This window comes from Nonomuraea thailandensis (genome assembly GCF_024172165.1).
In the GTDB taxonomy this organism is placed as follows: Bacteria; Actinomycetota; Actinomycetes; order Streptosporangiales; family Streptosporangiaceae; genus Nonomuraea; species Nonomuraea thailandensis.
Genome location: NZ_JAMZEB010000001.1, coordinates 446,527 through 463,614, shown reverse-complemented (window position 1 = coordinate 463,614; position 17,088 = coordinate 446,527). Strand labels below are relative to the sequence as shown.

General features: G+C 67.3%; 14 protein-coding genes and 3 pseudogenes. 13 read left to right on the top strand and 4 right to left on the bottom strand.

Annotated elements, in window-relative coordinates:
- The first annotated feature begins 27 nt into the window (after positions 1–27).
- The 9 genes and pseudogenes from HD597_RS02240 (at position 28) to HD597_RS02200 (ending at position 8,660) form a co-directional block, all read left to right on the top strand.
- Positions 28–243: an MbtH family protein gene (locus HD597_RS02240; RefSeq protein ID WP_253740348.1), complete on the top strand. Its 216-nt coding sequence runs from the start codon at positions 28–30 to the stop codon at positions 241–243.
- Between the two features lie 659 nt (positions 244–902).
- Positions 903–1,319 (top strand): annotated as a pseudogene (locus tag HD597_RS02235) (DUF6192 family protein).
- Positions 1,320–1,322: 3 nt separating this feature from the next.
- Positions 1,323–1,736 (top strand): hypothetical protein, encoded by a 414-nt coding sequence (locus tag HD597_RS02230; RefSeq protein WP_253739990.1) that lies wholly within the window; start codon positions 1,323–1,325, stop codon positions 1,734–1,736.
- Between the two features lie 71 nt (positions 1,737–1,807).
- Positions 1,808–1,882: pseudogene (locus HD597_RS66555) on the top strand (hypothetical protein); the annotation flags it as partial.
- Between the two features lie 13 nt (positions 1,883–1,895).
- Positions 1,896–2,348: a transposase gene (locus HD597_RS02225; RefSeq protein ID WP_372513326.1), complete on the top strand. Its 453-nt coding sequence runs from the start codon at positions 1,896–1,898 to the stop codon at positions 2,346–2,348.
- Between the two features lie 125 nt (positions 2,349–2,473).
- Positions 2,474–4,191 (top strand): annotated as a pseudogene (locus HD597_RS67205) (IS1634 family transposase).
- Between the two features lie 275 nt (positions 4,192–4,466).
- Positions 4,467–6,176, top strand: coding sequence for an IS1634 family transposase (locus HD597_RS02210; RefSeq protein ID WP_425572316.1), 1,710 nt, complete (start codon positions 4,467–4,469; stop codon positions 6,174–6,176).
- A gap of 707 nt (positions 6,177–6,883) precedes the next feature.
- Complete coding sequence (locus HD597_RS02205) at positions 6,884–7,141, top strand: hypothetical protein (protein ID WP_253739984.1); 258 nt, start codon at positions 6,884–6,886, stop codon at positions 7,139–7,141.
- Between the two features lie 787 nt (positions 7,142–7,928).
- The gene (locus HD597_RS02200) at positions 7,929–8,660 is read left to right on the top strand and encodes a hypothetical protein (RefSeq protein WP_253739983.1); all 732 of its coding nucleotides are present in this window, start codon (positions 7,929–7,931) and stop codon (positions 8,658–8,660) included.
- Between the two features lie 578 nt (positions 8,661–9,238).
- Here HD597_RS02200 and HD597_RS02195 read toward each other — a convergent pair.
- The 3 genes from HD597_RS02195 to HD597_RS02185 form a co-directional block, all read right to left on the bottom strand.
- A complete protein-coding gene (locus HD597_RS02195; RefSeq protein WP_253739982.1) occupies positions 9,239–9,736 on the bottom strand; it encodes a group II intron maturase-specific domain-containing protein in 498 nt (165 codons plus the stop codon).
- Positions 9,690–10,436, bottom strand: a complete 747-nt coding sequence (locus HD597_RS02190) for a reverse transcriptase domain-containing protein (protein WP_253739981.1) — start codon at positions 10,434–10,436, stop codon at positions 9,690–9,692. Before HD597_RS02190 ends, HD597_RS02195 begins: the two co-directional genes overlap by 47 nt.
- Before the next feature lie 104 nt (positions 10,437–10,540).
- Complete coding sequence (locus HD597_RS02185; protein ID WP_276082661.1) at positions 10,541–11,707, bottom strand: transposase; 1,167 nt, start codon at positions 11,705–11,707, stop codon at positions 10,541–10,543.
- 828 nt (positions 11,708–12,535) lie between these two features.
- Here HD597_RS02185 and HD597_RS02180 point away from each other — a divergent pair.
- A complete protein-coding gene (locus tag HD597_RS02180) occupies positions 12,536–12,742 on the top strand; it encodes a hypothetical protein (protein ID WP_253739980.1) in 207 nt (68 codons plus the stop codon).
- A 226-nt stretch (positions 12,743–12,968) separates the two neighbouring features.
- Positions 12,969–13,568, top strand: a complete 600-nt coding sequence (locus tag HD597_RS02175; RefSeq protein WP_253739979.1) for a recombinase family protein — start codon at positions 12,969–12,971, stop codon at positions 13,566–13,568.
- Between the two features lie 195 nt (positions 13,569–13,763).
- Here the strand turns inward: HD597_RS02175 and HD597_RS02170 are convergent, their stop codons facing one another.
- Positions 13,764–14,921 (bottom strand): coiled-coil domain-containing protein, encoded by a 1,158-nt coding sequence (locus tag HD597_RS02170; protein WP_253739977.1) that lies wholly within the window; start codon positions 14,919–14,921, stop codon positions 13,764–13,766.
- 1,288 nt (positions 14,922–16,209) lie between these two features.
- Here HD597_RS02170 and HD597_RS02165 point away from each other — a divergent pair.
- Both HD597_RS02165 and HD597_RS02160 read left to right on the top strand, forming a co-directional pair.
- Positions 16,210–16,551, top strand: coding sequence for a hypothetical protein (locus HD597_RS02165; protein WP_253739975.1), 342 nt, complete (start codon positions 16,210–16,212; stop codon positions 16,549–16,551).
- Positions 16,552–16,652: 101 nt separating this feature from the next.
- Positions 16,653–17,087 (top strand): DUF6283 family protein, encoded by a 435-nt coding sequence (locus tag HD597_RS02160; RefSeq protein ID WP_253739973.1) that lies wholly within the window; start codon positions 16,653–16,655, stop codon positions 17,085–17,087.
- Position 17,088 lies beyond the last annotated feature (1 nt).

Below are 17,088 nucleotides of genomic sequence, written 5' to 3'. Positions count from 1 at the left end.
TCGGAAGCTGCGTTCTGGAGGGTAGCGGTGACAAATCCTTTCGATGATGAAGACAGCGAGTTCTTCGTGCTGGTCAACGACGAGGAACAATATTCACTGTGGCCTGCCTTCATCGATGTGCCCGAAGGATGGAGGGTCATCCACGGTGCCGAGAGCAGGCAGGCGTGCCTGGAATACGTCGAGCAGAACTGGGTCGACATGCGCCCGAGGAGTTTGCGGGAGCACATGGACCAGAGGACCTGACGGGTGACCAGCCGTCGGCAGCGTGGACGGATGCTGCTGCACGGGCTCCCGCCCGGCCCGGCAGAAGCGAGGTGGGGGTCTGGGATGGCGGCCCGCCTCACTCCCGCCACTGTCACCCTCGGGTTCGTGGAACGGCCTGGTGGTCTTGTGGGTGGCGGCCCTGCCGGCTTGGGCGGGTGCCAGGTTCTCGGAGAGGGCGCTGGTCAGGACGGCGTGTGCGGCGCCGTACGTGGATCCCAGGATAACGGGGCTTGATCCGGATTGACGGACATCTGAGTGGGTGTCCCTGCCCGGGATGGACTCCAGCGTGGCGATGATGACGTCCTCAACCTGGTCGAGCAGGATCTGCGCACGCTCAGCCAGCCGGGCGCTCATCCCGCCCGCCGCCTGGGTGCGATAACTCGAAGCGTTCCTCCTCCGAGAGCACGGCCTCGAAAGCTCGCGTCCTCGATGCGACATAAAACAGCAAACGTACTAACAGTCGAAATTTCCGGCGCATCACACTAGGTAACACGAGGCACAGGCCGTAACCACGAGAACCTGGTACGCGACCGGGTGGGGCTGGACGGGGATCAGATCTTGGGTGCACAGGGTGTGGAACCTGTTCCACCACAACGGGACGGTGCCGCGACGTTGCGGCCTGTGGCGGGGTTCGCTCGATCGCCTCTCGTCTATGCGCCACCGATCTGCTGCGCCGGCCGCAGGTGGCCGACCGGTCCATGCGCGACGATCTGGCCAAGCACATGGTCAGCCGGGCGCAGGTCGAGCACGCCCAGCAGGCCAGCCGGTGGTACGACACCGCACGCCTGCCCTGCCCCGCATCGAGCGCAGCCGCGACGGTCACGTCCACGGACGTGGTGTATGAATCGATCTTCGAGTGATCCTGTTTCTGCAGGTTAAGCGGTAAGTGTGTGCGGAAGCGGGTTCGGGGTCGGTGTGTCGCCGGCGATGAGCAGGCCGCGGTGGCGCGCAACGTGGCGCGCGTCCGGGCGACGGCTGACTGGCTGGAGGTGGCTATCGAGTCGGGGGACGTGAGCCTCGATGAGAGCCTGGCGCGGCTGCTACGCGGCGAGTAGACCATGCCCGACAGGGGCCTGGCGGCCAACGTCTGCGGGGAGCAGGTGCGCCTGGCTCTGCTAGAGGCCCGCCCGGCCGGGCTGACCGCCCGGCAACTCGTGGCCGCCACCGGCCTGAGCCTCTATCACGTTCGCAAGGGCATCCTCTACATCCGAGAGGTCTCGGCAATGGCCAACCACACCCCGCTGATCTGGACCTACGCCGGCGGATACGCCTTCGCGTCCAGCCCTGACGACTGGATCGCCTACGAGTGCTCGCGGCTGCGCACCGAGCTGACCCGGATCGGCCGGTTTCTGTCGGCCACTGTGGCGCCTCATGCGGCGCTCACGCCGGAGGAAGAGTGGATCAAGTTGGTGCTGGGCCAGCTCAACGTGGTCCAGACGGCGCTGACCCTGGTCAACAAGGCGGGAGTGTGACTCGTGCGTCCCCGCCGCTACCCCTCCGACACCACCGACGAAGAATGGGCACTCATTGACCGTTGTTGCCGGTGCCCGCCTGTCAGACCCCCAAGGGCGGCCACCCGGAGAAGCATCACCGCCGCGACGTGTTCGATGCGATCAGGTACATCACTGACAATGCGACAAAATGGAGGGCATTACCTGCGGATTTTCCGCCTTTTCAAGACCGTTTTCTGCTTCTTCAGCCGCTGGGCCAGGGCCGGGGTCTTCAACCGGATCCGCGATGAGCTCCGCCGCGCCATCCGGCTGCGTGCGGGCCGCTGCCCCAACCCGGTCGCCGGCATCATCGACTCCCAGTCGGTGCGCGCCGCGGCCAGCGTCACCGGGCGCTCACGATCCTATGACGCCGGGAAAAAGGTGGGAGGCAGGAAACGTCACCTTGTCGTGGACACGCTCGGCCTGCTCATGACGGTGATGGTCACGCCAGCCGGACAGCCCGACCGCGACGCTGCCCGGGAACTGCTGGCCCGGCTGCGATGCTGCACCCGCCGCTCACCCTCATCTGGGGCGACAGCGCCTACGCCGGGACGCTGGTGGAGTCCCGCGTTCCGCATAATTCGGGGTTCCTGAAGGTCGTAGTTATCTGAACGCGCAGGTCAGGGATTTGGAGTCTGGGTCGACGGCTGGATTCGCCTAGAGACGCGATTTCTGGATTTAGCGTTCTGGCCTGGGCTTGGGCCATAAGGTCTGGAGTCGTGTACGTGAAGACGACGAAGCGGGAGAACAAGTCCGGGACGGTCCGGTACCTGCATCTGGCGCATAACGAGTGGGATCCGGTGAAGGGCCGGGCGGTGCCGAAGGTCCTGTTCACGTTCGGCCGTGAGGACGAGCTGGACCGGGAAGCGGTCAAGCGGCTGGTCACGTCTCTATCGCGCTTGCTGGAGCCGGGAGACGCGCTGGCAGCAACGACGGCCTCGGACCTGGAGTACGTGTCGTCGGTGCCGTTCGGCGGCACGCACGTCCTCGACCAGATGTGGTGTCGGCTGCGGATCGATCAGATCGTCGGCCGGGTCGGGCAGCCCAAACGGGGCCGCCGCCGGAACATGACCGTCACGGAGCGGGTGCTGTTCGGCCTGGTCGCCAACCGGGCGCTGGCTCCGTCCTCCAAGCTCGCCGCCGCGGAGTGGATGAACCACGACGTCCACATCGACGGCCTGGCCACCGTCGATGACGACGCCTGCTATCGGGCGATGGACTGGCTGCACGAAGTCCGTGACGAGCTGGAGAAACAGGTGTTCGACGAGGTCGCGAACCTGCTCAACCTTGAGGTCGACCTGCTGTTCTTCGACACCACCAGCACCTACTTCGAGCTCGGGGAGGCCGACGAGCCGGTCGGCCGCGACGAGCGGGGCGAGAGGGCCACCGACGGGCAGGACGCCGGTAACGAGACCGGGTTCCGGACCTATGGCAAGTCCAAGGATTCGCGCGACGATCTCCCGCAGATCGTGATCGGCATGGCCGTCACGAGGGACGGCATCCCGGTCCGCTGCTGGTCCTGGCCGGGTCCTGGCCCGGCAACACCGCAGACCAAGCCCTGATCCGGCAGGTCAAGGACGATATGCGTGACTGGACCCTCAGCAAGATCGTGTGGGTGACCGATCGGGGGTTCTCCAGCGAACGCAACCGCCGCTACCTGCGCCAGGGCGATCACGCCTACATCATCGGCGAGAAGCTCCGCTCCGGGTCGCCCGAGGTGACGGCGGCCCTGGCCCGCCAGGGCCGCTATGCCGACATCGCCGAGAACATGCGCGTGAAGGAAGTCCGGATCAGCGACACCGAACGATTCGTGATCTGCCATAACCCCGAAGCCGCCCAGCGGGACGCCCACATGCGCGAGCAGTTCGTCGCCCAGTTGACCGAGCTGATCGACGGCACCGACACCCTGAGCGAGTCCAAGCGGGGTGAGCTGCGCGGGAAGATCGCCGGCAAGCCCGGCCTGAACCGCTACCTGCGCACCACCCCTGCGGGCAAGCTCCGCATCGATCACAAGAAGATCAAGTTCGAGGAGAACCTCGACGGGAAGTACCTGCTGCGCTGCTCAGACCCGCACCTGCCGGCCGAGGACATCGCCCTGGGTTACAAGCAGCTCCTGGAGGTCGAGCGGGGCTGGCGCGACATGAAACAGATCATCGACCTGCGGCCGGTCTATCACCGGCTCGAAGAACGCATCCGCGCCCACGTCATCCTCTGCTGGCTCGCCCTCCTGCTCATCCGCATCATTGAGACCACGGCAGGAACGACCTGGCAGCACGCACGCCGCGAACTCAACCGCCTCCACCTGGGCACCTTCACCGGCCCCACCGGGACATTCCGTCAGGTCACCGACCTGACCAAATCCCAGATCGACCTGCTCTCCAAGCTCTGTATCGACCACCCCAAGAAGATCATCGACCTTCAGGCCGCACCCCGCTGACCAGCACCTCCGCCACCGCCTAGAGAAACGCCCTCCAGGCGGCCACACCGGTGTCACCCCAGGCCAGACCCCGAATCCGAGCCTCCAGCCCGCTGAATTACGCGGAACGCAGGGGAGTCCCGCGTTCCGCATAATTCGGGGTTCCTAGAGGCCGGTCCGGCCTGAACATGCTGGTCAGTGACTCGGGCCGGAGCTGACAGGCCGGAATCGCCTAGAGACGCGATTTTCGCAGTTTGGCTGCGCTGAGCTTGGGTGGGTGTTTATGGTCTAGAGCTGTGTACGTGAAGACGACGAAGCGGGAGAACAAGTCCGGGACGGTCCGGTACCTGCATCTGGCCCATAACGAGTGGGATCCGGTGAAGGGCCGTGCAGTGCCGAAGGTCCTGTTCACGTTCGGTCGTGAGGACGAACTCGATCGCGAGGCGGTCCGGCGGCTCGTCGCGTCTCTATCGCGGCTTCTGGAGCCGGGCGAGGCCCTGGCGGCGACGGCAGCCTCGGACCTGGAGTTCACGTCCTCGGTGCCGTTCGGCGGCACCTACGTTCTCGATCATCTGTGGCGGCGGCTGAAGGTCGATCAGATCGTCAGCCGGGTCGGGCAGCCCAAGCGGGGCCGCCGCCGGAACATGACCACGACCGAGCGGGTGCTGTTCGGCCTGGTCGCCAACCGGGCGCTGGCGCCGTCCTCGAAGCTGGCCGCTGCGGACTGGATCACCCATGACGTCCATATCGACGGCCTGCCCGGCACTGATGACGATGCGTGCTACCGGGCGATGGACTGGCTGCACGAGGTGAAGGACGATCTGGAGAAGCAGGTGTTCGACGAGGTCGCGAACCTTCTTAATCTTGAGGTCGACCTGCTCTTCTTCGACACCACCAGCACCTACTTCGAACTCGAGCACGGCGATGAGCCCGTCGCCCGCGACGAGCGGGTACCCGGCCGCGAGGCCGGCGACGGGCAGGAGAGCCAGGCGGCAGGGTTTCGGACCTACGGCAACTCCAAGGACTCCCGTGACGATCTTCCGCAGATCGTGATCGGGATGGCCGTCACGCGGGACGGGATCCCGGTCCGCTGCTGGTGCTGGCCCGGCAACGCCTCCGACCAGCGCTTGATCCGGCAGGTCAAGGACGATATGCGGGACTGGACCCTGTCGAAGATCGTGTGGGTGACCGACCGGGGCTTCTCTTCCGTGGAAAACCGCCGCTACCTGCGGCAAGGCGACCACCAGTACATCATCGGGGAGAAGTTGCGCTCCGGATCGGCCGAGGTGAAGGCCGCATTGTCGAGGCAGGGCCGCTACACCGAGATCACCGACAGCATGCGGATCAAGGAAGTGCGCATCAGCGACACCGACCGGTTCGTCATCTGCCACAACCCCGAAGCGGCCGAGCGCGACAGGCGCATGCGTGAGCAGCTCGTCGCCCAGCTCACCGACCTGATCGACGGATCCGATGCGGTGAGTGAGTTCAAACGCGGGGAGCTGCGCGGGAAGATCGCCACCAAGCCCGGCCTGAACCGATATCTGCGGGCGACACCGGCCGGGAAGCTCCGTATCGACACCGCGAAGGTCAAGGCCGAGGAGAACCTGGACGGCAAGTATCTGCTGCGCTGCAGCGACCCGCGCCTGAGCGCTGAGGACATCGCGCTGGGTTACAAGCAGCTGCTGGAGGTCGAGCGGGGCTGGCGGGACATGAAACAGATCATCGACCTGCGACCGGTCTATCACCGGCTCGAAGAACGCATCCGCGCTCATGTCATCCTCTGCTGGCTGGCGCTGCTGCTCATCCGGGTCATCGAGACCACCACCGGCAGCACCTGGCCCACCTGCCGCCGCGACCTCGACCGGCTCCACCTGGGCACCTTCACCGGCCCCGCAGGCCTGTTCCGGCAGGTCACCGCCCTCACCAAGCCCCAGCAGGACCTGCTCGCCAAGCTCGCTGTCCCCGCCCCCAAGCAGGTCATCGATCTGAAACCTGCAGCACGCTGACCAGCACGAACACCACCGCCTAGAGAAACGCCCTCCAGGTGGCCACACCCATATCAGCCCAGTTCAGAGCCCACATTCGAACCTCCATGCCGCTGAATTACGCGGAACGCGGGGGAGTGGGCCCGCCGCTTTCTGCGCCTCATCTTGAAGATCGTGGCTAAAAGGCCTGGTCAGACCGGGTTCAAAGTACTCGCGAGAAGGTGGATCGTCGAGAGGTCGCTTTCCTAGCTGATGATCGCCCGCCGCAACGTGGTCGACTTCGAACGCAAACCTTCGCATAGCGAGGCGCACCTGACCGTTGCCGCGATCACGCTCATGACCAGGCGGCTGACCAGGAAGGAGCCACAGGCATGGACCCGAACGCCAGCGTCTGCGTCGCGAGTCGCCTGAGGGGGCGCCGCCAGCTCAGGCAGGAATTCGACGAAAAGCGGCGGTCATCCCTCTCGTCAGCGGTGACGGCCACTGACAGCATGTGACCGTTCTAGTGCCAAATCGTCGGAGGGGAATGTGCGACGCACGGCATGCCTCCCCAGCGACTACGCGACAGTGGCCGCAGTGCCACAGAACCCAGATGCCCTCTTGGCGGGGATGTCCCGGGAGATGAGCGCGATCAACGCCACCGAGGAGCAGCACAACGCCAGAGCCTTCAGCACACTCGTGCCCCCGGCCCAAGAGGCCGCCATCTACCAGACCATGGCCAGATCCACGTGACACTGAACCAGGACGCGATCGACGTCGAGGGACAGCTTGCGCTGCCCATCGCACGCACCGAAGACTGCTGGGTAAGGCACGAAATACTGCTCGATCCGTCCACCTACGCCTATCGTGGCGGGCGCGTCGTCGCTGTGGCAGACCACTCGAAATTCATGGGCGACGCCAAGGCCTTCATCAAAAGGGGAGCGATCCTCTCCCTATCGCTCCCCATCGGCGCAGGAATCACCGACCAGCCCGGACAGCAACCCTGAACGATCGCTCACCCCTGAGGCGTCGACGCTGGTGCGTGGCGCTGCTGGGCCTCCTGGTAGCCCTCCCACCGGCCCTCAACATGGCCAGCGGGCTCACCTACATTTGGACGCCATCGCTTCCATCGCCGCTGCTCCACCTGCTGACGAATGCGGGCCTACTGGACGCATGGCTGCTGCTGGATCTTCTTGTCGCCTCGGGCGTCCTAGGCGGTTTCGCAGTGGTAACCGTGGCCGCACGAGAAACAACGGTGGCTGCCATAGTGCTGGCCACAGTCTCGGTGGCAAGCCTCGGCGCCGCTCTGACCGGGCCTGCCCACTTGCTGCCTGCCGGATATGGGGTGGCATACACGACGGCGCTCGTGCTGGCTAGAGCGTCCCGGTGATTTCGTCGCGAGGAGATCCCTTTGCGCCCTGAAGATCGTTAGAGAGGATACGAGACACTCTCTAAGCTTGTTCTTTATCCACCAGACCGTTGCGCTCGTCTGGACAACGAACAACGCCTTGGGGTGGTCGACCTGCTCAACTCCCTGTTGCGAGGTCTTGTGGTTCGACTCGTTTGAGCGACGCGCTCACCCGCACGAGCCCACCCCCGCGACTGATTCACCCCGGGTGGTCCAGTCGACGCGTAGTCACCCGGAACAACGCCCAAGCGGTACGATGCGAACACCGAACCGGGCAGCTGGCCGTACCAGCAGCACCAGCGGGCAGGACTTCTCCGTCAGGGGGCGTGGCCGTACCGCGCCCACCAGCGGTTTTCCACGTACCTCACGTTGTTGGAGAACCCGTCATGACCTCTGCCGTCCCTCGTGCCTTCCACTGCGAGCACACCCGCGCCAAGAGCAGGGTGTACGCCCTCGTCGAGCGCTTCCGCCAGCCCGCGACCCTGCATGCCGTACTGACCTGCACCGACCCCGCCCTCGCTCAGCACGCCGCCTACCTTCTCTCCTCGGTGCTGGAGAACGGCCTAGGCCCCGCCGCCCGCGCTGAGTCGGAGCGGATCGCAGCGGCTCTGCCCGACGCGCCCGCCGCCTCCTTCCGACGCACGCTGGCCGATGTCGTGAACGGGACCTGGGCCGATACCCCCGAACTCGCCGCCACGTGGGAGTCCCTGCGGCGAGGCCGCCGCGACTCGGCCGGCCTCGGTGGCGACCTTGAGAACCGCACGCCGCACGACGCCCGCCTCGACGCCTTCCCAGGACCGGTCGTACGCACGATCAGCCTGCTGGAGGTGCACGTCCACGACCCCGCTCGCCTTCTCGCGGCGGCCACCGCGACAGGCTGGAGGCCGTTCGACGCCGAGGACCTCGACGAGGACGACAGACAGGACATCGTCGGAGCCGTCATGCACTTCGTCAACGGCCCAGAGTTCCTGCCCGGCGCCGACCAGCTGATGGAAGCCATGCAGGCACGGCTGCTGCGCGTCGACAGGGGCGATGAGGTGAGCGACTGGAGCACCGCGCCCGTGACAGCGACATTCGACACGGGAACGAGGTCCGACCCCGACGAACGGGCCGACTGATCGCTACCTCACAGGCACGTCGGCGCGGCCGAGCACGAAATCGACTCGGCTGCGCCGGGATGTTCACACGCCTGACTTCTTCTTCATTGTCCGGATTGTTGTAGCGCTGCGAGGGTGCGGCCGCGTTTGACGGTCTTGCCGACGTCGTAGCGGGGCGCGGGCCGGCGGTTGGGGATGCCGGGTGGGCGCCCCGGGCCAGGTCTGGAGGGTTTGGGTGCGCCAGCCGGTTGGGCGAGGAGCGGGCGGAGGGTTCCGAAACCCGCGCCGGACGCGGGCGGGTGTGAGCTGGCCGCGCGGGACGGGTCTCTCCCAGGGATGGCGCAGGTCCTCGATCAGGTGGCGGCCGAGGCGTAGCTGAGTGTGGGCAATGACGAGCAGCCAGGTCCAGCGGTCGGCTGCCTGGGCGGCACGCAGCTTGGGCCGGGTCCAGCCGAGGGTTTGCTTCCAGAAGCGGTAGGTGTGAGATCGGTCCGGGACGCCCTGCCAGCGTTGCCGTTGGTGGGTTTTCCCGGACCGTCTCCCGAACCCGGCGTGCCCGTTGTCCAGGCACCGGGCTCTCCACAAGCCCCGGCGGGCTGTTAAGTGCTCGACCACGGCGTGGGGATCTTGTTGCCCCGGTAGCGGTAGCGAGTGGTCGTCACCGCCGCCGGGTCGAACAAGGTCACTCGGCCGTCCGCGGGCCACCATCTGCCTTGGCAGTAGCGGCGTCGCAGGTGCCTCCAACCGGCCTTGGGATGTTTGCGGCGCAGCCATCGCATGACGCACTGCCACGTGTAGTGACTGAGGTAATGGAAGGTCGCGTGCGAGACCCCGGGCCGGAAGTAGGTCGTCCAGCCGCGCAGCAGAGAGACCAGACTGCGCAGGAGGACGGCCAGCGGTTGGTTGGTGTCGATCCGATCGCAGCGCAGTTTGACCTTGCCCATGACGGCCCGGAGGGCCTTCTTGCTGGGATAGGTGTAGACGTAGCTGAGGTCGGTCCCTCGTTTGCGGTGGCGCTGGATGCGCCATCCGAGGAAATCGAGGCCCTCGTCAATATGGGAGATCCTGGTCTTCTCCGCCGATTGGCGCAGGCCCATCGGGGATAAGACGGCCGCTGCTTGTGTGCGCTTGTCCTCGGCGTCCGCTCGGTTGCCCTGAACCAGTAGCACCCAGTCGTCGGCGTAGCGGTTCAGCCGGTGCAAGACCGGTTGCTGCCGTCGTCTGTCGCGCCTTGGGGTCACGGCGTGGGGCGAAATGCTCGTCGAGGACGCTCAGCGCCACGTTGGCCAGCAGTGGGGACAAGATCCCGCCCTGGGGAGTACCTGTTTCGGTGTCCTTGACCACCCGGTCCTTGGTGAGGATCCCGGCTTTCAAGAACGCCTTGATCAGAGCCAGCACGCGCTTGTCCCCGACTCGCTGTCGCACCCGGTCCATCAGGGCCGAGTGCGAGATCTCGTCGAAGCATGCGGTGATGTCGCCTTCGACCGCCCACTCGTAGCGGTGTGGAGGCGAGGCGAACACTCTGATCTCGGCGACCGCGTCGTGGGCACGTCTGCCGGGACGAAACCCGTAGGAACACGGCAGAAAGTCCGCCTCCCACATGGGTTCCAGGACCAGCTTCAGTGCTGCCTGCACGACTCGGTCTTGCACGGTGGGGATCCCGAGGCGGCGCAGTTTGCCACTGCCGGGCTTCGGGATCATCCGCTCGCGCACCGGCAGGGGACGAAACTGGCCGGTCTTCACCTTCGCGCGCAGGTCGTCGAGGGAAAACCTCCACGCCCCGATGCTCGATGGCATAGGCCGTCTGCCCGTCCACCCCGGCAGTTCGGGCGCCCTTGTTGTGGCGCACCCGATCCCACGCGACAAGCAGAAACGCCCGATCGCAGACGAGGTTGAAGACATCATCGAACCGGCGAGCCGAGTCTTCGGCCGCCCACCGGTGCAGCTTGGTCTGGATCTCCAGTACCCGGCGCTCGGCCTTGAGCAAGGCCCGCTCCAGCGCGTCGGTATTCACCGGCGTCCTCCTGGCATTCCAGCATCCGCACTGCCGACTTGCTGGCCCCTTGGCCATGTGCAGGGCTTTCCCCTGCTCGAACTACTACGGGGCCTCCGCCCCGCCCCACGGCCGATAGTCGGCAACGGACCTGCCCATCGGCCGGGCTGGCTGCCCGAGCAGATGGGCGACCGCGGGCGGTTCCCACGTTCACCACACAACCGATTGGCCGGTTAGGCGCCCAGCTATACCCCGGCAGCCTCGCCACGCCTACGCCGCAGACCTTCAGCGTGGCCTCCCCGCCATCGAACACATACGGCTTCGGAGTTGACCGCGCCAAATCGGCGTGGTCACGCACTGCACACCGGCCCTGATCCACCAGGTTCGAGCCGGCTCGACTCTTACGGGGCGTCACCCACTGGTTCACTCGCTTTACACCTTCCGGCCTCGCTTGCCGAACCCGGGCCGTCTGGCAGTGCCGACCCGCCCCGGCGTTGTCGGGGCTGCTTTCCACCCGTTCCCGGCGTTCCCCGGGACGAGTTGCCCCCTGCTTCACCCAGGCCGCTGCGACGGCCCGAGGGCGAAGGTCTCTCACCTCCACTCGGTTATGCAGCGCCTCGTGGCGCACGTGCTCCAGGTCGAATCTGCGCAGGAACGTCTGCCAGCATCGATCCACGTCCGTGCTGGTGGCTCCGGTCTTGGAGGACCAGAGCCAGACTGGCGGAGCGTCACGGTCGCCGGGCAGGTACTCGACCTTTAGGCGGATCAAGGTGCCCTCGATGAGCGGCAGCGCACCCTCGTGGTCGAGCCAGGCGGCGCGGTGGGTAAGCCGGGGGTGGATCCGGTCCCAGGCGCGGGTTTCGGCCTTGCCGTAGTGGGTGGTGTCGGTGATCGTGCTCACCGCGGGTTCGGGCCAGGTGGCCGGGTCAGCCAGGGCGAACTCGCCACCGTGCTTGGGCGGGCGCCCACCGCGGGGGTGGGCTCGCAGGAACTCCTCGCGCGAGGGTGCCGGGCGGCGCATCACCCGATCGGAGCGGATACGGCCCAGCAGTTCGACGGATCCCCACGACTCCAAACCCGTCTCGCCGCTGCAACGTCCCGAAGCCCACCCAGGCCACCACCAGGCCAAGCACCACCAGAGCGCCGTCGGAGGCGACGTCCATCTCCACGGCCGCTCCGCCCACCACTTCGACGACCCACCGATACAGGTCGGCGGAGGCGCCGCCGACGACCCGTACCGGGTCCGCGCTCCCCAGCCCGCCGGGGGACAGCAGGCCGACAACGGCCGCTCCGATGCCGAGGAGAGCTACGGTGATGAGCAGTCGTAGGTGCAATTCCATTCGCATAGGGAGTGACCGTAGGAACAAACTTCCTCGCCCACCTCAGCCGAAGGTCAGGTCCCGGTCTAAGCGAACGTCGGGGTTGACACGCGGGCCCTGCGATCAAATGCGGTGGTGGCGGGCCGCGGTGTCCGAACTGACGTCCAGTACGACGGCGATCTCATCCCAGGAGGCGCCAGCCGCTCGGTCCGCGGTGACGGCCGCGGCCAGGACGGTGCGGGCGTGAGCGAGCAGGGGCAGTGCGGCGGCGGTGTAGCCGGCGATGGGGCCGGGTGTCCAGCCGGTCTGCTGGGTGGGGGGCGCGAGGTCTTCCGCGTGCAGGTCGAGGGCCAGTTTCCCGGCTGCCTGGGCGAGGTGTTCGGCCTGATGCGGAGATGGCGGCGCTGTTTGCGGGTGTCGTCCTGGCGTTGGTGGCGCTGGGTGAGCGGGCGCCAGCGTCTGGCGCGTGTCCGGCCGAAGGCCCACCGGCAGGTGTCGGAGCAGTACTTGCGAGGCCGGCCGCCGCGGCGGGTGGGCGGGGGCAGGGGTGCCTCTACCTGTTGCACCCGCTGCTGTTGGAGAGCGTGGAGTACTTTCTGCCGAACCCGCCGGCCGTACCAGTGGCAGCACGCCTGACGCTGCTGGCGGCGGTGTACGCGGTGCTGCTCGGCCTGTGCGCGCTGACCTGGCGATGGGTGGAGATGCCGGCGCAGCGGCTGGGCAAGCGCCTGATCAGCCAGGCCGAACCCCGTCGGGCAGAGTCCAGCCTGGAGAAGGCAGCCAGCGGGTGAAGCCGCGCGGTGTATCCAGGCGCAGACGATCCGTAGCCATGTCGGGCGCGTTCATCTAACGAGGGTTTGACGAACGCAACCAAGGACACCCGGCCGAACGGGGAACTCCGTGCGCCGTGTCCGGTTCGGATGTTCATTTTGCCGTTCATCTTCCGGCGTCCCCTGCTACCGTTCAGGTACCTCGCGCGTGACGTTTGATGAACAGGATGAACGGAGGTGCTTCGCGATGGCGCTCATCGGACTGGTCCGGGTCAGCACCGACAAACAGAAGACCCAGCGGCAGCACGACGCCCTCGATCCGATCTGCCTGAAGGTCATCGAGGAGAAGGCCAGCGGCAAGCTCGCCACCAGTGACCGGCCCGACCTCCTTACCGCGCTGTCCTACATCCGCGAAGGCGACCTTCTGACCGTCCAGGAAGTCGACCGGCTCGGCCGCAACCTCCTGGAAGGACTGATCGTCCTCAACAACCTGTTCCAGCAGGGCGTCGGCGTCAAGGTACTGGAGGGCATCGGCGCCGGCGACCACACCGAACGCTCCTTCATCCTCGACCTGGCCCTCGCCCTGGCCGAGGACCGCCGCCGCGACATCGTCCGCAAGACCAAGAACGGCCTGGAGACCGCCCGAAAGCAAGGCAAGGTCGGAGGCCGCCGCCCCGTGGTCGACGACGACAAACGCGCCGCGATCCTCGACCGTCGTCGGCGCGGGGAATCCATCCGCACCATCGCCGCCGGAGTAAAGGTCTCCGTCGGCGTCGTCCACAAAACCCTCACAGCCGCCGTCGAGGGCAATCCCACCGACCAGCCCTCGACTTCCCTGAGACCGTAGCGGCGATTACGGAGAGCTACTTTGGGGCTGGTCGCTCGAACCCGAGCGGGGCCCCATCCATACCTGGCGGCTGGGGAAACCTTCGGGAGCGGAGCCCCGAGGAGGTGATCGCCGAGCTCACGGAGTCTGAGTCTTTGGCCAGGGTACGGCCCTGCCCCCCGTCGATCGCCACGGCCTCACCGAGACGAAGCGACGTTAATGCTCTGCTTGGGTGCCTTCGCCGGGCGGGATGCCCGGTTCGGTTGTGGAGACAGGCAGGCGTTGCAGGAGCAGGGTCAGGTTCTGCTGCAGGTGCTCGGCGTGCTGCTCGGAGGCTCGCTGGGCGGCGTGCGCGGTGTCGCGTGCACGCTCGGCCTCCTCGAGTCGGCTGTTGTGGACCTTCAGCAGATCGCGGGCTTCGCTCTCCTCGTGGCGAGCCTGGGCCACCTGCCGGGCGAGGTCGGCGTTGCGTTCCTCCGCGGCGTGTAGCTGCGCCCGCAGCGTGGCGGTTTCGGCGCGTGCCTGCTCGGCGGCGGCTACGGTCTCCTCGGCGCGGTGGCGCAGCCGCTGAAGCTCCGCGACGCCGGCGCGGTGACGCTCTTGCAGGGCGGCCAGCTCGCGCTCTGCCGCGGCGGCCCGTTCCCGTTCGCCGGCCAGGGCCGCGCCATGCTCGGCACGCAGCTGCCGGAGCTGTTCGGCGTGCCGACTGGCCGTTTCGGTGAGTTGCCGGTTGGCCTGGGTGGCGAGGGCGCGGTCGGTGCGCGCCTGTTCCTCGGCGGCGTCCGCGCGCTCCTCTGCCGCCTCAGCGTGGTGTTCGGCCAAGCGTGCCTGTTCTTCGGCGGTGCGCTGCGCGGCGGCGGCCTGCGCCGCGATGCCCTCGGCGGCCGCAGCCCGTTCAACGGCGTTTCGCGCGTTCTGCTCGGTCGTGCGGGCGCGTTCGTCGGCGGCGGTGGTGCGCCGCTCGGCTTCTGTTGCGGCCGCGCGCTCGTCTACGAGTTGCTCCTCCAGGTCGGCGACGCGCTCTAGCAGTTCCGTCTCGATGCGGCGTAGTAGCGCGACCTCGGCGGCCAACTGCGCGCTGACGGTGTCGGCCAGAGCGCTCAAGGCGGGTCGGTGTTCAGCCACCGTGGCGGCGAAGGTGGACTGGAGCTGGGTGCGGCGCTGGTCGTGGGAGCGCTTGCGGGCGTTGCTGACGGCGTTGGTGCAGCGCCGGGAGCAGTGCTTGGGCTTGCGGCCGGCGCCGCCGTACTCCAGGGGCCGGGGCAGGCCGTCCGGCGTGGCCCACAGCTCCGCACAGCCCGGGTTGCCGCAGCGCAGCTCCTCGCCGGCCCCTGTCCCCGGGTTGGCCGCCGGTTCCGCCTCGTCGACGATCATGCATCGAGCGTACCTCAAGATCAATCTGTTTAGCGTACAGACAACGCACAGCTATTTCGCGTTCCGCGTTCGACAATCAGAAGGCTTCACAGATTGTTCCTTCTGTGAAAGCATGCGATTCAAGGGGAAGGAGGGAGCGATAAGGGTGGCTATGCGGGCCCGGCCCAGTTCAAGATCAACACGGGCCAGTTTCGCCGCGGCGGTGCTCGCACGCGCCGCCCGATCCTCTGCCTGGCACCGGCGGAGGCTGTCATCACTCCGCCAGCGGGGGGAGAACCCCCTGCCGTCCTTCCCGCGGGCCGCACGAGGCGGCGGCGGAAGGCCCTTCAGGCGATCGAGCGGCGGCGCACAGCGCCACCTGCCCGTCACGCTACGCCGCAGCTCAAGACCCGACAAGCCCTTTCCGAAAATCCCGCGCGGCACCGTCGCGGCACCGGACGCCGATGGCCGCGAACCCGTCCTGGGCTTTTGCCACATCGTGTCAGCGCACCCCGCTGTTCCCGGTGCGCGTTCGGGCAAGGGCCGCCGCCCTCAGCCGCAGGTCGGGACGGTGGGCCTGGTGGCGATGCGCCGACAGGTGCAGGAGGAGGGCGCTGACATCGCAGGGCAGCCACTGACACCTCGTGGCGAGAACTGGCAGATTCATGGCAAGAAGATCGTGCGGAACCCCTGGCGCAACGGAGGCGGCGATGTGGTGGACCAGCCGCTGCAATTATGTGACGAACCCGCTGGTCAGGGTGTCATTAGCCATCCCACTTGCAATGGGATCGGTCACGTCTATTGCGTTGGCCAGCAGCCAGGCAACGGACAGAAGGGCGAAAAGGCGGCAGTCCAGGCCCCATCCATGCCATGCATGGCGGAATTCAGCAGGCCGACACTGCACCCGCTGCGGTGTGGGGGCCGGCGCCAAGGCCAGCTCAGGCAGACGCGAGATCGTAGACATGAAGATCATGCAGGGCAGAAACGAGCATTATGAGTTACTTCGGCACCATCTGAGCACTGCAATCATGTGACCAATGCGCTGAAAGCCTGTGGCGAACGCCCATGAAATTGAGGTGGCTGGTCCCACGATGAACGGACTGTATGACGACAGCGCCCGCTACGGCCCGGCAGCCGCCGGGGACAGCAATGAGCCACCCGCTCCCTGCAGACCACCGTCGGCGAGCTCCACATGCGCGCCGGTCGGCTGAAGGCCGCCCACGGGAGGGACCGCCCATCATGAAGGCCCGCCCCCTGGCATCGACGAAGTCGCGGCTCAGCAGGAGCCGCAGACAGGAGCACCGCGTATATGAGCGTGAACTTCTACGCCCGGGCCACCGGCTCGCCAACGATCGGCCCCGCGCTCGCCGCCGCGCTGACCGCCGACCCTGAAGGCCTGCACGTCGGGCAAGCGCGGGCGCACTGCGATTTCCTCATGCGCGCCCATCCCGAGCTCGGCCTGACCACCATGGCGGCCTGGCGGGACCTGCTGGCCCAGCCCGGCATCACCCTCTGGGCCGAGTCCGGCTACCAGATCTCGGTGCAGGAGCTGCTGGAGGAGATCACCGACCCGCGGTTTCGGCGGTTCGGCTGGCGCACCCCGGACTTCCGCGACGACGGTGTCGCGTTCACCGCGGCGGCGTTCCAGTGACCCGGCGCCCGGACCGGCACAACCCCGAAGGTGATCGCGCCGCTGCGGGCGTGCTGCGGCCGGTGAGCGATTGCGGCCCGGGGGGCACACCCACGGCCGTTTTGGTACCGGGGCCCCAGGGCTACTACGACTTCCGCCGCCGCCCGTGCGGGGGCCGGCGCCCGTGCCCGTGGCGCGCCGACGCCGACCTGACCCTCTTCAGCGAGCAGGACATGGCCCGGCTGCTGCAGGCCGAGGAAGGCGTGCGCACGGCCGACGCGACTCCCGACGACGACGCGCGCGCCGACCAGCAGCCGGTGATGTCCTGCCACAAAGACCAGCCGGGCACCGCCCACCCGATGCGGCTCTGCGCAGGCTGGCTGGCCGTGGTCGGCCCTCAGCACGTGCCCACCCGGATGGACCTGATCCTCGGGAACCTGCCCGCCGAGGCCGTCTACCCCGACACCCGCGACTGGCCGGCCCTGCACGCCAGCCTGACCGACCTGCTGGCCCGCCGCCAGGAGCAGCTGACCGAGCGGAAAGAGGAACCACGATGAG